Source organism: Terriglobus albidus, from assembly GCF_025685425.1.
Classification (GTDB): Bacteria; Acidobacteriota; Terriglobia; order Terriglobales; family Acidobacteriaceae; genus Terriglobus; species Terriglobus albidus.
This window is the reverse complement of record NZ_JAGTAS010000058.1, coordinates 33632-47011: the sequence shown is the minus strand read 5'-3', so window position 1 is coordinate 47011 and position 13380 is coordinate 33632. Positions and strand designations below refer to the sequence as shown.

Annotated in this window: 12 protein-coding genes; 9 read left to right on the top strand and 3 right to left on the bottom strand. The window is 58.8% G+C overall.

The window, feature by feature from the left end:
• Positions 1-31 precede the first annotated feature (31 nt).
• The gene (guaA, locus tag OHL21_RS19500) at positions 32-1645 is read left to right on the top strand and encodes a glutamine-hydrolyzing GMP synthase (protein WP_263418974.1); all 1614 of its coding nucleotides are present in this window, start codon (positions 32-34) and stop codon (positions 1643-1645) included.
• Positions 1646-1846: 201 nt separating this feature from the next.
• Here guaA and OHL21_RS19495 read toward each other — a convergent pair whose 3' ends face one another.
• Positions 1847-3121 carry a POTRA domain-containing protein gene (locus OHL21_RS19495; protein WP_263418973.1) on the bottom strand — a complete coding sequence of 425 codons (1275 nt, stop codon included), beginning with the start codon at positions 3119-3121 and terminating at the stop codon, positions 1847-1849.
• Positions 3122-3333: 212 nt separating this feature from the next.
• Between OHL21_RS19495 and OHL21_RS19490 the strand changes: the two genes are divergently transcribed.
• The 3 genes from OHL21_RS19490 to OHL21_RS19480 all read left to right on the top strand — a co-directional run bounded on the left by OHL21_RS19490 (position 3334) and on the right by OHL21_RS19480 (position 6051).
• Positions 3334-3744 (top strand): hypothetical protein, encoded by a 411-nt coding sequence (locus OHL21_RS19490; protein WP_263418972.1) that lies wholly within the window; start codon positions 3334-3336, stop codon positions 3742-3744.
• Positions 3745-3856: 112 nt separating this feature from the next.
• Positions 3857-4513 carry a carbonic anhydrase gene (locus OHL21_RS19485; protein ID WP_263418971.1) on the top strand — a complete coding sequence of 219 codons (657 nt, stop codon included), beginning with the start codon at positions 3857-3859 and terminating at the stop codon, positions 4511-4513.
• An 11-nt stretch (positions 4514-4524) separates the two neighbouring features.
• On the top strand, positions 4525-6051 hold the full coding sequence (locus tag OHL21_RS19480) for a SulP family inorganic anion transporter (RefSeq protein WP_263418970.1): 1527 nt from the start codon (positions 4525-4527) through the stop codon (positions 6049-6051).
• Positions 6052-6160: 109 nt separating this feature from the next.
• Here OHL21_RS19480 and OHL21_RS19475 read toward each other — a convergent pair whose 3' ends face one another.
• A complete protein-coding gene (locus OHL21_RS19475; RefSeq protein WP_263418969.1) occupies positions 6161-7171 on the bottom strand; it encodes a tagatose 1,6-diphosphate aldolase in 1011 nt (336 codons plus the stop codon).
• Positions 7172-7323: 152 nt separating this feature from the next.
• Positions 7324-8052, bottom strand: a complete 729-nt coding sequence (rph, locus tag OHL21_RS19470; protein WP_263418968.1) for a ribonuclease PH — start codon at positions 8050-8052, stop codon at positions 7324-7326.
• Between the two features lie 331 nt (positions 8053-8383).
• On the opposite strand from rph, the gene OHL21_RS19465 reads away from it, so the two are divergent.
• From OHL21_RS19465 to OHL21_RS19445, 5 genes are read left to right on the top strand one after another with little or no spacing between them, the layout of a single operon-like run.
• The gene (locus OHL21_RS19465) at positions 8384-9859 is read left to right on the top strand and encodes a sigma-54-dependent transcriptional regulator (protein WP_263418967.1); all 1476 of its coding nucleotides are present in this window, start codon (positions 8384-8386) and stop codon (positions 9857-9859) included.
• An 11-nt stretch (positions 9860-9870) separates the two neighbouring features.
• Entirely contained in the window at positions 9871-10374 is a 504-nt protein-coding gene (locus tag OHL21_RS19460) for a hypothetical protein (protein ID WP_147647698.1), read from the top strand.
• Positions 10375-10419: 45 nt separating this feature from the next.
• Positions 10420-10647, top strand: a complete 228-nt coding sequence (locus OHL21_RS19455) for a CDGSH iron-sulfur domain-containing protein (RefSeq protein ID WP_263418966.1) — start codon at positions 10420-10422, stop codon at positions 10645-10647.
• A 20-nt stretch (positions 10648-10667) separates the two neighbouring features.
• Positions 10668-12812 (top strand): CocE/NonD family hydrolase, encoded by a 2145-nt coding sequence (locus OHL21_RS19450; RefSeq protein WP_263418965.1) that lies wholly within the window; start codon positions 10668-10670, stop codon positions 12810-12812.
• Positions 12813-12819: 7 nt separating this feature from the next.
• Positions 12820-13380, top strand: coding sequence for an NUDIX domain-containing protein (locus OHL21_RS19445; RefSeq protein ID WP_263418964.1), 561 nt, complete (start codon positions 12820-12822; stop codon positions 13378-13380).

The window sequence follows — 13380 nt, the reverse complement described above, 5'->3', positions numbered from 1 at the left end:
GCGCCGATGGGCCACATCGTAAAATAGGTTCGTGGACTCCCAAATCGCCGCTGACGCCGCATCGACTTCCACCATCGTCATTCTCGACTTCGGATCGCAGTACACCCAGCTCATTGCTCGCCGCATCCGCGAGTTCAATGTCTTCTCCGTGGTGTTGCCCTGCACCGCTCCGTTGAGCGACGTGCTTGCCCTGAATCCGAAGGGCATCGTTCTTTCGGGTGGCCCATGCTCGGTCTATGACGCCGATGCGCCCGCTGCCGATCCGAAGGTGCTGGCCACCGGCCTGCCGATCCTTGGCATCTGCTACGGCCTGCAGTTCATTACCCATCATCTCGGCGGAAAGGTTCATCCGGCGGATAAGCGCGAGTACGGCCACGCCCGCGTACAGATCGCCAGCCACAACCGGCTCTTCGCCGGCCTGCCGCAGGAGATCAATGTGTGGATGTCGCATGGCGACTCCGCGGTTAACCTTCCCGAGGGCTTCACCCAGACCGCGCAGACCTCCAGCGCGCTGGCGAGCATTGCTAACGAAGAGAAGCGCATCTGGGCGGTGCAGTTCCACCCCGAGGTCAACCACTCGGAAAAGGGAAGCGAGCTGCTGAGAAACTTCGTCATCGACATCTGCGGCGCCAAGCCTGACTGGACTCCGGAACACTTCATCCAGTCCACCGTCGAGCGTGTACGAGCCCAGGTCGGTCCCAAAGGGCACGCCATCTGCGGTCTCTCCGGTGGTGTGGACTCATCGGTCGCGGCCGTTCTGGTCCACAAGGCCATCGGCGATCGCCTCACCTGTATCTTCGTGAACAACGGCGTCCTGCGTAAGGATGAGTTTGCCAAGGTGCAGGCCACGATGCGCGAGAAGCTCGGCCTGAAAGTCATTGCTGTTGATGCAGGCAAGCGCTTCCTCTCGCGCCTCTCCGGGATCACGGACCCCGAAGCCAAACGCAAGATCATCGGCAACGAGTTCATCGCGGTCTTCGACGATGAGGCAGAGAAGATCCTGAAGGACCTCGAAACTAAAGGCGTCGCCGAACATGACGCTGAAGGCAATGAAGTCGCCTGGCTGGTGCAGGGAACGCTGTATCCCGACGTCATCGAGTCGTCTTCAGTAAAAGGCCCATCGCAGACCATCAAGAGCCATCACAACGTTGGCGGCTTGCCGGAGAACATGAAGCTCAAGCTGATTGAGCCTCTGCGCGATCTCTTCAAAGACGAAGTCCGCCGTATCGGCCGTGATCTCGGCATGCCGGAAGAGATCCTGGAACGCCAGCCCTTCCCAGGCCCCGGCCTTGCTGTCCGCATCCTGGGCGAGATCACACCGGAGCGCGTCGCTATCCTGCAGGAAGCAGATGCCGTCGTCGTCGAAGAGATCAAGGCCGCAGGCCTTTACCGCCAGCTCTGGCAGAGCTTCGCTGTACTGCTCCCGGTGAAGACAGTAGGAGTAATGGGCGACCAGCGCACCTATGCTTACACCTGCGCGATTCGCGCAGTCACCAGCGAAGATGGCATGACCGCGGACTGGGCTCCGCTGCCGTATGAGGTGCTGAAGACTATCTCCAGTCGAATCGTGAACGAGGTGCGCGGCATCAACCGTGTTGTCTACGACATCACCTCAAAGCCGCCTGGCACGATTGAGTGGGAGTAGCAACGAGCTAGAGGTGTACTGAATAGTCTGATAATTGACATCAAGGCCCTCAACGGGCTTCGCTCGTTGGGTGAAGATACGCGAAGCGTATATAGGCGGATCGAGTGTAAGCTCGATCCGTTTTTCTTTGTTTGTCATTTCGTAGCGCAGCGAAGAAATCTGCTTCTTCGCGTGCTTGACCTGGAGCTTGTTCGTTAGGAGTTATGCTCCCATCTTTTTGAAGCTCACCTCAAGGACAACGGTCTTCGACGTTGGGTCGACCGTCTGCTTGAACGCGCTGCTCGATCCTTGAAACGGCCCATTGGCGATATGCCACTTCAAGAATTCACCGAGAGCTCCGGCATCATATATATCGCCCGGCTTCAGCTTCCAGTCCTGATCCCATACATTTCTCTGCGCCGGTGTGAGTCCGGTAACGCGGACCTCCTGCAGGTGGTAGATCTCACCCGGAGTCACCTGCACCGTGAAGTTCGCTATGTGGGTTGCATCGTCCAGGGCCGGAGGTGCATCGACGGTGACATCAAGATACCCATGCTGGCGATAGCTGTTCTGAACGACTGCCAGTGCGCTTTGCAGTAGGCGCTGTGAGGCCACTGAACCTTGCTGCAACTTCACCCCGGTCAGGAACTGCTGTTCCGTCATCCAGGGTGCCCCAGCCCATGAAACTGTTCCGAGCTTGTACGCCTCTCCCTCCTGCACCGTTGTCGATAGCGAGACCTGCACCGGTCCCGCTCCGTTGATGGTGCGTTGCAGCGGTGTGAGCTTCGCCGTCAGATAGCCAGCATCGCGAAAGATGGCCTGCAGGGCAGCGGTGATATCTTGCCCACCAAGACCTTCGTTGTATGGTCGTCCTGCCAGGGCAGCAGTCATCTTTTGCACACTGGCCTGCATCGCGGGCGAGACACCATCCACACGCACGCTCCCCATCATCACCTCCAGCGACACGATGCGGTAGGCAGCGACACGGAAGGGAACTCCAGGCCGGGGCTCCAGTACTTCTTCGCTTACCTTGGCTCCGGCGAGGCCTTTTTCGTGCAGCATCGCCTCCAGTGCTATCTGCACTGAAGTCTGCAATCCGCCAGCCTCGGGCACTGTTTCTCCCGCCAGAGGAACACGGTGGCTGATCTCTGTCTTCAGCTCTTCCGGGGACCACCAGGCAAAGTTGGCATAAGAGATGTGCAGGAGTTTCGAGGGATCTACCGGCTTCACCTTGAAGATCACCGAAATAGCCTTCATCGGGCCATCCAGGGTTGCCTGCATGTCCTCGAAGGCTCCCGTGTCGACCAGTCGCTGCGCCGCAGCCTGCAGGCCCTCGTTGTTCAGAGTCTGTCCCGGTTTCAGACCGCAAGCGGTTTCGAGTTCCGTCTGAGAATAAAGATTCTGACCATCGAAGACGATTTTCTTGATGGTGTACTGTGCGTTGGCGGCGGCAGAAACAGCGAAAAGCAAAGCAATTATGCGGATAAGTGAGCGCATGGATACGGCGATGCTATCCCGCCCCGAAATGGGACGCAATAAAGCATTTCCCTGTGGGTGTAGAGTAGGGCTGGAGCATCTATGGGCGTTTTCCGCAACGAAAACGCCGCTGCACTCCTCTTCCGGGAAACCCAGCAACAGGGAAATGCTTTAAAAGTTGCTCACCTTCCCGGCTGACGTACGTACATTCTGTGGCACAATTTACCAAAGCCATGCGTAAAACTCGTCACCTCGTACGAACGGCCTTGCTGATGGCTCTCGCCCTCGGCATGAACCTGCTTTCGTACGTGGATGTCGCGCATGGCCGCCGGGCGCCTCATAGTTCGCGCATCAGCTATTCGCACGTTCCGCCACATGGATCGCACCGGCCTACCGGTCGCAGTGGACGCACGCTGCGTGTCGCAGCCGCCGATAATCACGCACCCGAGGTGGCCGAGGCTACCGTCGTTGCCAAGCTGAAGCCGATCGATCCGGTGGTCGTAACGCCGGCTGTCGCTCTGCCGTATCAGGGCCTGCTTCTTCAGCCCGAGATGATCTCCGAGCCTCTGGCTCAGGTCAATGAGATTGCCGCCGGTTCCGCTCCACGAGCGCCGGGCGGCTCCCGTGCACCTCCCATCGCTTAATTTCTCCGCTTGCAAAGCCCTGTGTTTGTGAGCGCCTTCGTGTATCTGCACGCTGGGCGTTTTCGCAGACGCACTCGCTTATCGATGTGCACCATTTAGGAGATTGCAAACGATGCAACGCCTTCTCGACGGGTATGCCCGTTTTCGAAACGAAGTTTTTCCCCATCATTCCTCGCTCTTTGCCCAGCTTGCTCGCGGACAGAAACCGGAAGTCTGCTTCATCACCTGCTCCGATTCCCGCGTGATGCCGGAGATGATTCTGCAGTGCGAGCCCGGCCAGATCTTCCCCATCCGCAATGCGGGCAACCTGGTGCCGCCTCCGGGAGAATCGCACAGCGGTGTCACTGCAACCGTGGAGTATGCCGTCAAGGCGCTGAAGGTGACCGATATCGTGGTCTGCGGTCACACCGGCTGCGGCGCGATGAAGGAGTTTCTGGAGCGCAAGCACGTCGAGGATCTGCCTCTCGTCCACGCATGGCTTCGTCATGCCGGCCCTTCCGCCAAGTGGCTGCGCAGCCTGTTTGAAGAGGCAGGCGCGATTTCTCTTGAGAAGCAGACCGAGCTCCTCATTCAGGCCAACGTCATGACCCAGCTCAACCATCTGGCTCAGCAGCCTGCGGTAGCCGAAGGCCTGGCGAACGGCACAGTCCGTCTGCATGGATGGGTCTATGACATCGCAACCGGCGAGATTATCGCTCTCGACAATGAATCTGGCGCTTTCCTTCCACTGACGGTGGGCGCCACTGACGAAAACCGTCGTATCGCATAAAGGAAATCATCATGAAGAACACAGTCTCGCAGCCGGCAAACGGCGCTCTGGTGAAAGACCTTTCAGCGTCGTTGGTTGTATTTCTCGTCGCCCTGCCGTTGTGCATGGGCATCGCATTGGCATCCGGCGTTCCGCCGGCCCGCGGTCTTGTTACCGGCATCGTCGGCGGTATCGTCGTCGGTCTGTTCTCCGGTTCACCGCTGCAGGTCAGCGGCCCGGCTGCGGGACTGGCCGTTATTGTCTTTGAACTCATCCATGAGCACGGTATCTCCGCTCTTGGACCGATCCTCATCCTGGCCGGAGCCATGCAGCTCATTGCAGGTCTGCTCAAGATGGGCCGCTGGTTCCGCGCCATCTCGCCCGAAGTGATTCACGGCATGCTGGCCGGCATTGGCGTCCTGATCGTGATTCAGCAGTTCCATGTCGTCCTGGACCGTGCTCCGAAATCCAATGGTCCTGCAAACATTCTAGCCATGGGAGAGGCAATCTTCGGTGGTCTCTTCCCGCTGAACGGAAGCAAGGAGGAGGCTGCTGCGCTGATTGGCATCATCACCCTCGTCGTGATGCTTCTGTGGGAACGTTTCCGTCCTGCGAAGCTGAAGTTGATTCCCGGCGCTCTTTTGGGAATCACGGTCGGAACCGCCGTCGCACAGGTCTTCCATCTCGGTGTGAATCGCGTCAACGTCCCTTCAAACCTGAGCGATATGGTTAGCCTTACCGGCCCTTCAGCCATGGCATCCGGCAACTGGTTCAGCATGATCGGCACGGCTGCCGCGCTCGCCTTTATCGCTTCCGCAGAGACGCTGCTTTCTGCTGCGGCAGTGGACAAGATGCAGACGCGAGTGCGGGCGAACTATGACAAGGAACTTGCCGCCCAGGGTGTCGGTAACATGCTCTGCGGCTTCCTTGGCGCTCTGCCGATGACTGGTGTCATCGTGCGCAGCTCCGCCAATGTACAGGCCGGTGCTGAGACCCGCAGGTCCACCATCATGCACGGCCTCTGGCTGCTGCTCTTTGTGCTGGCGATGCCGTTCGCTCTACGCATGATTCCTACCGCCAGCCTTGCCGCTGTGCTGGTGCTTACGGGCATCAAGCTGGTGAAGCCGAAGGACGTGTTGCATCTTCGCCGCTTCGGCTGGGCTCCGGTTGGCATCTACCTGCTCTCCATGGGGACCATTGTGGCGACCAATCTGCTGACCGGCGTCCTGGTTGGCATCGGTCTCTCGCTGTTGCGCGTACTCTGGAAGGTGACGCACCTTGAGACCCATGTCGAGGAGAAAGACGAGCTGACAGAGATTCATTTCTCCGGCGTGGGTACCTTCCTGGCGATTCCGAAGATTACAGCAGCACTCGATCAAGTCTCAGTAGACAAACCTGTGGTTGTCCATACACACTCTCTGCGGTATGTCGATCACGCGTGCATCGAGGTGATCGAAAGCTGGGTCGAGCGCCACCAGGAGCGTGGGAGTATCGTCCATTTAGAGGTTGAGATGCTGCATCGCCGCTACCACACGCCGGTGAGCCGCAGCGTCGCATAAGTTTGCTCTTTTGCTGTGTGCCGGTTCTGCCAGAGGACTGGCGCCATTCAAAGCAAAGAGCAGGGCCCGCCAACTTGGCGGGCCCTTTTTCTTTTCCTTGTTGAGGCTCTTAGCCGAGCTCTTCCAGACTGTTGGCGCCGAACTTTACGTACCAGGGTGTGGCTGCCTGCAGCGCCTTGTTGACGTTGTTGATGTTCTCCACGCCCGTCGTGTTCAACCAGTCCTCAAAGGCCTTGGAGCCCTGCTTGGCAAAGATGGAGATGCCGTCATACCAGGTCGCGCGCCCGCAGAGTACACCGTTGAATTTCGTGCCTGACTCCGCTGAAAGTTCCAGCGTCTCGATAAACACCGGGTTGGTGACACCGGCCGACAGGTAGATGAAAGGCTTGTGGGTCATCGATTCCGCATCGCGGAAGTGCTGCAACGCTTCCGCGCGGGAGTATGCCTTCTCACCCTTGAACGCCCGTGTGCCTTCTACGAAGGCCATCTCGACGGGGACCTCGACCTTCAGCACATCAACGCCATAGCGTTCTTTGCCGAACTCCGCCATGGATCCGGAAACGACCTCTGGCTTCTTCTTCGCGTACGCCAGCGTCTTTTCTCCGCCGCCGTTCTCGTCGTACCCCACCGTCTCCAGAAAGAAAGGGATGTCGTGGTAGCGGCACTCATCGCCGATACGCTCCACCCAGGCATGCTTCAGGTCGTTGACAGTGCTGTCCTCGAAAGGGGTGTAGTAGAGCAGGATCTTGATGCAATCGGCTCCGGCCTCCTTCAGGCGGCGGACGCTCCAAACGTCCAGCAGGTCCGGCAATCTGCCCGGAGTATTGGCATCGTAACCAGTCTTCTCATAGGCCAGCAGAAGACCGGCGTTATTGCGCTGCTTCGCCGCCGGAAGCCCGAACTCCGGATCCAGAAGGATGGCCGAGGCATGTTTCGTCAGCACCGAAGTGACGTGAACCTTGAACTCCTCCAGGTCGTGGGCAGTGGCGGCCGATCCGCGCTCTTTGGCGATGGACTTCTGCAGCGATCCACGCTGATCCATGGCCGCGGCTGCGATGACGCCGCGCTTATCCGATACCGCCTTCAAACCTGCCAATTTGCCGGGTGTGGGCTTGGTCATAAGCTCTCCTGCTTGTCTGTTCCTTTGTGATCGGTTGGTGTTCGAATGGAATCTTCGTACTGCGGTGTTGACATTAAACGAGCCCGAAGACTCCTGTCGAATTCGTGCTTACCACTGTACAACAAACGTTCGATAATCGCGGAAACATGCGATTATCGGACAGCGTGTCGCTGCAGCTCAAAAAGATGCCGAATGCCGATCTCGGCAAAGTCCAGCATCGTGCCCAACTGTTCCCGTGTATAAGGATGGCGTTCCGCCGTCGCCTGGGTCTCCACCAGGCCGCCGCTTTCAGTCATGACGACATTCATATCCACTTCGGCTTGTGAGTCCTCTTCGTAGCAAAGATCGAGCAGTACATTGCCTTCCACGATGCCGACGCTGGTGGCGGCGACCAGTTCGCGCATGGGGTTCTGCGGCAGCGTGCCTGCCTCCACCAGTTTGTTCAGGGCAATTGCGAGCGCAGCGCACGCGCCTGTAATTGCTGCCGTTCTGGTTCCGCCATCAGCCTGCAGAACGTCACAGTCCAGAATCACAGTCCGTTCGCCGAGCGCTGTCATGTCCACCACCGAGCGCAGGGAACGGCCGATCAGTCGCTGGATCTCATGCGTGCGTCCGCCGATCTTGCCTCTCTCTGCCTCGCGCGGGGTGCGCGTGAGGGTCGCCCGCGGCAGCATGCCATATTCAGCCGTTACCCATCCGCGCCCGGAGTTGCGCAGCCACCCAGGAACGCCGTTCTCAATGGTGGCGTTGCACAGCACACGGGTATAGCCGGCCTCAATCAGAACCGACCCTTCCGCCATGCCGACGAAACCGGGGGTAAGGGAGGTGACGCGAAGCTGATCGGTCTTACGATCGCCAGGACGAAGAAACGGAGTTGCCATGGAGCGATTGTAAGAGGCGTTGGCTCATTCAGTTCAGAAGCCGAATTCTGGACCATTTTGGGAGTGCCTGGACCATGTTCCGGGAAAACCTGGGGGCGATCCTGCTCTTACTCGGCATTTGAACCCATTTGCAAAACTTTTTTATTTTGTTTTGAATCACTTACCAAAATGGTACAAGGAATGTGAAAATATCCATATTGTCGTGGTATAAGCAAGCTCTCTGGAGGTGTCTGCCAATGCGGGCGATCTTGTTGAGCTGTTCCGCCAACCATATACAAATCCTCCGTCTTTTCTCCTCTCATGGAGGGCTGAGATGAGAAGTCAAGCGCCTATGCCAACTCCCGCCCCCCGCTGGAAAACTGCCCAGCCCGCCGCCCGCTCTGTCGTTGCCCCGCCAAATGGCATGAATCTGCTCGTCGTCGACGACGACTCCGCGGTTCGTCATGCCTGTTGCGAAATCGGTAAGAGCGCCGGATTCCAGATCTTTGCCGCAGGAACCATCGCCGAGAGCGAAGCGATTCTCAATGAACAGACGATCGATATTGTCCTGCTCGACCTTCGCGTGCCTGGCGGCAGCAGTCTCGATCTTCTGGAACGTGCCCGTTCGGCGCATCCGGAACTGGTCGTCATCCTGATGACTGCATTTGCCACCGTCGCTTCTGCGGTAGAAGCGATGCGTAACGGCGCATCGGACTATCTGACCAAGCCTTTTGCTCTGGAAGAACTGATGCAGGTTCTTGACCGGGCCCGGCGACGCCGGACCTTTGAGCTGGAAGCCCGCCGTCTGCGCGAGGGGACCGGTGAGTCGCGTTCACTGTCGAGTCTGCTGATCGGCAATACCCCCGCGATGCAACAGCTTTCGCGCATGATCACCAAGGTGGCGCAGTCGTCGCACCCGGTACTCATACTGGGAGAAACCGGAACCGGCAAGGAACTGGTTGCGCGCGCCGTCCATGAGGGGGGCGCTCTCGCTGACCGTCCCTTTCTCGCCGTGGACTGCGGCGCCCTGGTGCAGAGCCTTATTGAGAGTGAGCTCTTTGGCTATGTGAAAGGCGCCTTTACCGGCGCCGACAAAGCCAAGGACGGCCTGCTGGTGGCTGCGGGCGATGGCACGGTCTTTCTGGATGAGATCGGTGATCTTCCTCTTGATATGCAGACGCGGCTTCTGCGCGCTCTTCAGGAAAAGGAAGTCCGTCCGATCGGCGCATCCGAGCCGGTGGCCGTCCATGCCCGTATCCTGGCAGCCACCAACCGCGACCTGGCGTCGATGGTCGAACAAGGGTCCTTTCGCAAGGATCTCTATTTCCGGCTGAACGTCGTCAATCTGCGGGTTCCGCCGCTGCGTCAGCGCCGCGACGATATTCCACTGCTCGCAGCCCACTTTCTGGAGCGCATGCGCCGCGAAGATGGGGTCGACTATGTCGTCTCCGACGAAGCGCTTCGTGTGATGCACGAGTACGATTGGCCGGGTAATGTACGGGAGCTGGAACACGCGATTGAGCGGGCCTGCGCCATCTCTTCCGGACCTGTCCTCACCATGGCGGAGCTGCCAACGCAGTTACAGGAGTTCCGGGCCCAGACAGCGCGCGGTGGCTCAGTGATCGCGGCGGCTCCGCCGGCCGAGCATGTAACTGTTGCGAACCATCAGTCGCCGGGTATCGTCTCCATCGCTGAGCTTGAAAAGCAGGCCATTCTCAACACGATTCAACAACTCAACGGCGATAAATTGATGGCAGCGCGCTTGCTCGGTATCGGCAAGACGACCCTTTATCGCAAGTTGAAAGAGTACGGCATCGAGCACATCTAAGGGAGAGACCGATGGAAGCAACGATTCTGCTGGTCAGTGCTTCGGCAAAGGCGGAAGGCTGCGCGTCGTTCCTGTCAAAACGCCTCAATGCGTCGATTGAGATTGTCGCCAACCGCCGGTCGGCTTTGGCGACGCTGCGGCGTAATGAGTTCCAGGTTGTAATGGTCGACGCCGATCTGGCGATGCAGTATCCCGACGGAGCCGATCTCTTCTGGCAGCACTCCGGCCTTGCCCTGCCGATCTTGTTCCGTATGCCGGCGGAAGACTGCTCTGTGCTGCTTCGTGAGGTTCGTGCCGGTCTGGCACGCCGCGAACGGGAGCAACAGCTCGCACGTCGCGCCGTTACGGCATCGCTTGAGGCTGAGCTGAAGTCGTCAGTGACCGGTATTCTGCTGGAGTCCGAACTCGCCCTCCGCGAACCCGGGCTTTCACCGGTTCTGGAGCGCCGTTTGCGCCACCTGACAGAGCTCGCCATCTCGTTGCGCGACCGCCTACGTCCGGAGCCTTCCAGCTAACTGATATCCTGAGCTTTCCAACTACCTCAAGGAGAGCTATCTGGAATGTCAGAAGTATCGCCCGTCAAGATCACCGTTCGCCCCAACGGCCCCCTGCGTGTGGAAGGCCCTATCGTTCTCACGGATGCCGATGGCAAAGAGTGGGATCTGACCGGGAAGCCAGCCGTCTCGCTGTGCCGCTGCGGCGCCAGTGAAAAGCGCCCATTCTGTGATGGTTCGCATAACCGAGTGGGCTTCCAGTGTGCGGCCAGCCCAGCCGGGAATCTGACCTAATTTCCTTTCGGAGTCTGCCGATGATGGTGCTGCGTTCGTACGCTCTTCGTAGCCTTGTTCTGCTTGCCGTATCTGCCCCTGTACTCGCTCAGAACGCCGACGAGGCGCTGTTGAAGGCGGCGGTGGGGCAGTATGCGGAACGGTCTGAGCCTGATGTTCAGGTAGCGGTTCGCCTCTCCGGCAACACCCTCACCATGGAGGGCGAGCGTGCCCGCCGTGTCGCCCTCAAGCCCGAGGGTGGCAGTTTCACCACTGAGGGCAGTAATCAGGCCGTCGAATTCACGCGTGACTCCAATGGAAAGGTCACAGGCCTTACCGTCGCGCGCGGCAACATGCATGTGGCGTACGACAAGATCGGTGACGCTCCTGTCACGGTTAGCCACTATCGTCCATACACTCGCACCGAGGCGATGATTCCCGCACGCGATGGAGTCAAGCTGCACGTGGTAATTCTGCGGCCTGAAGGCTCTGAGAAATCCGGGGAGCCGCTGCCTGTCCTGATGTCGCGTACGCCCTATGGCGCGGGCGGAAGCTCGGACATGGTGAACGGATCGAAGCCGGAGCTGGCTGCCAGCGGCTACATCTTCGTATACGCCGACATCCGTGGCCGTTATGGCTCCGAGGGCCAGTTCGTGATGAATCGCCCAGTTGTCCATAAGTACGGAGATCGCACCGATCCCAAGCTCGTGGATGAGAGTTCCGATACCTACGACACGGTGGAATGGCTGGTAAAGAACTTGCCGAACAACAACGGCCGCGTCGGTGTTCTGGGTGTCTCGTATCCGGGCTTCCTCGCCATGATGGCCGGCGTCGATCATCATCCGGCGGTGAAGGCGATCTCTCCCCAGGCCCCGATGACGGATGTCTGGATGGGAGACGACTTCTTCCACAACGGAGCCTTCCGCGAGACCTACGGCTTCGATTATGTACAGCAGCTGGAACGCGCCAAAGACGATCAGCGTGTCTCCATGAACGACGATCTCTTTGAGTGGTTCCTGAAGAACCGGAACTTTGAGGGCGCCGCAAAGGCAGCCGGCATGGACCACCTGCCGACGGCCAAGGCGTTTCTGACTCAGCCGAGCTATACGAAGTTCTGGCGGGACATGGCCGTGCAGGCACGTCTGACTCAGATCGAAGTCCCGACTCTTGAAGTCGGCGGCTGGTGGGATCAGGAAGATATGTGGGGCACGCAGGCGGAGTATGCTGCGCTTCGTCCGCACGACAGCAAGAAGGATAAGCAGCATGCTGTCTTCATGGTTCTCGGGCCGTGGAACCATGGCGGCTGGGGTCTCACTTCACGCCATCTGGGCGCCGTCGATTTTGGAGCACCCGCTGGCGATCAATACCGTAAGACCATCGAAGCTCCGTTCTTCGAGCTCTATCTGAAGGACAAACCCGGCTTCGATCTAAAGGATACTGCGAGCTTCCGCACCGGCGAAAATCAGTGGCATCGTTATGATGTCTGGCCGCCGAAGACCGGCTTCAAGACGGCGAAGCTCTATCTGGCTCCGCAGAAGAGCGTCAGCTTCGCAGCTCCGAAGGGAGATGACAAGTCCTCGGTCGTCACCTATGTCGCCGATCCCGCGAATCCTGTTCCGTATCGCGCCCGGCCTATCCAGTCCACCTATGGCAATGGATCGAAGTGGCGGCAGTGGCTGGTGGAAGATCAGCGTTTCGTAACCAGCCGTAACGATACAGCGGTCTTCGAGTCGCCTGTGCTCGATAAAGATACGACCATCGCCGGTGATATCGTCGCTGACCTTTTCGCTTCCACGACCGGCAGCGATGCGGACTGGGTTGTGAAGCTGATCGATGTCTATCCGGACGATGCTCCGGCGCCGATGGCCGGTTATCAGCTCATGATCGTTGATGAGATCTTCCGCGGCCGTTACAACAAGAGCTTCGAGAAGCCTCAGGCAATCACCCCAAATCAGGTCACCGAGTTCAAGTGGAGTCTTCATGGAGCGGACCACACCTTCAAGAAAGGCCACCGCATTATGGTGCAGGTGCAGTCTTCGTGGTTCCCGCTCTACGACCGCAATCCGCAGACCTTCGTGGAAAACATCATGACCGCTCCCGCGGATGCGTATAAGCCGCAGACGCAGAGCATCTATTTCTCGGCAGCCCATCCTTCGCACCTCGAAGTGCTGGTCCCCGCCGAGTAGGAGCTTCATGTCGATCAAGACCATCTCCTCCCGCGAGGTCTATCGCAATCCCTGGACCCGCGTACGGGAAGACATCATCGAGCGCCCGGGGGGCGTGCGGGGTGTCTATGGCGTCATCGAGAAAGACCCGGCCTGCATCATCATTCCTTTGGAGCGCACGCCTGAAGGAGAGTTCGTTTACCTGGTGGAGCAGTATCGTTACACCATCGGCGAGCGGTTCAAGGAGTTTCCCCAGGGTGGCTGGGAGACCGAAGATATCGTTCCCGAGGAGCTGGCACATGGGGAACTGAGCGAAGAAACCGGCCTGATTGCGGGCCGCATGACTCTTCTCAACGAGATGTGGATTGCCTATGGCGTGATGCGTCAGCGGCACTATCTCTATCTCGCGGAGGAACTGAAGCAGGGTGCAACGGAGCGGGATCCGGAAGAGCATGACCTCGAGATCTTTCGTGTCTCCGTCGCCGAATTCGAACAGATGATCCTACGTAACGAGATTCAGGACAACTGCACTCTCGCCGCGTGGGGCGCCTACAAAGTCTGGCGTGAACATAACCCGCGCCCAAAATAA

Coding starts and splice junctions, on each gene's coding strand:
- OHL21_RS19475 (WP_263418969.1), bottom strand. CDS start 7,171: ATGACCAAGCCCACACCCGGCAAATTGGCAGGTTTGAAGGCGGTATCG.
- OHL21_RS19460 (WP_147647698.1), top strand. CDS start 9,871: ATGGAAGCAACGATTCTGCTGGTCAGTGCTTCGGCAAAGGCGGAAGGC.
- OHL21_RS19455 (WP_263418966.1), top strand. CDS start 10,420: ATGTCAGAAGTATCGCCCGTCAAGATCACCGTTCGCCCCAACGGCCCC.
- OHL21_RS19480 (WP_263418970.1), top strand. CDS start 4,525: ATGAAGAACACAGTCTCGCAGCCGGCAAACGGCGCTCTGGTGAAAGAC.
- OHL21_RS19450 (WP_263418965.1), top strand. CDS start 10,668: ATGATGGTGCTGCGTTCGTACGCTCTTCGTAGCCTTGTTCTGCTTGCC.
- rph (WP_263418968.1), bottom strand. CDS start 8,052: ATGGCAACTCCGTTTCTTCGTCCTGGCGATCGTAAGACCGATCAGCTT.
- OHL21_RS19445 (WP_263418964.1), top strand. CDS start 12,820: ATGTCGATCAAGACCATCTCCTCCCGCGAGGTCTATCGCAATCCCTGG.
- OHL21_RS19485 (WP_263418971.1), top strand. CDS start 3,857: ATGCAACGCCTTCTCGACGGGTATGCCCGTTTTCGAAACGAAGTTTTT.
- OHL21_RS19490 (WP_263418972.1), top strand. CDS start 3,334: ATGCGTAAAACTCGTCACCTCGTACGAACGGCCTTGCTGATGGCTCTC.
- OHL21_RS19495 (WP_263418973.1), bottom strand. CDS start 3,121: ATGCGCTCACTTATCCGCATAATTGCTTTGCTTTTCGCTGTTTCTGCC.
- OHL21_RS19465 (WP_263418967.1), top strand. CDS start 8,384: ATGCCAACTCCCGCCCCCCGCTGGAAAACTGCCCAGCCCGCCGCCCGC.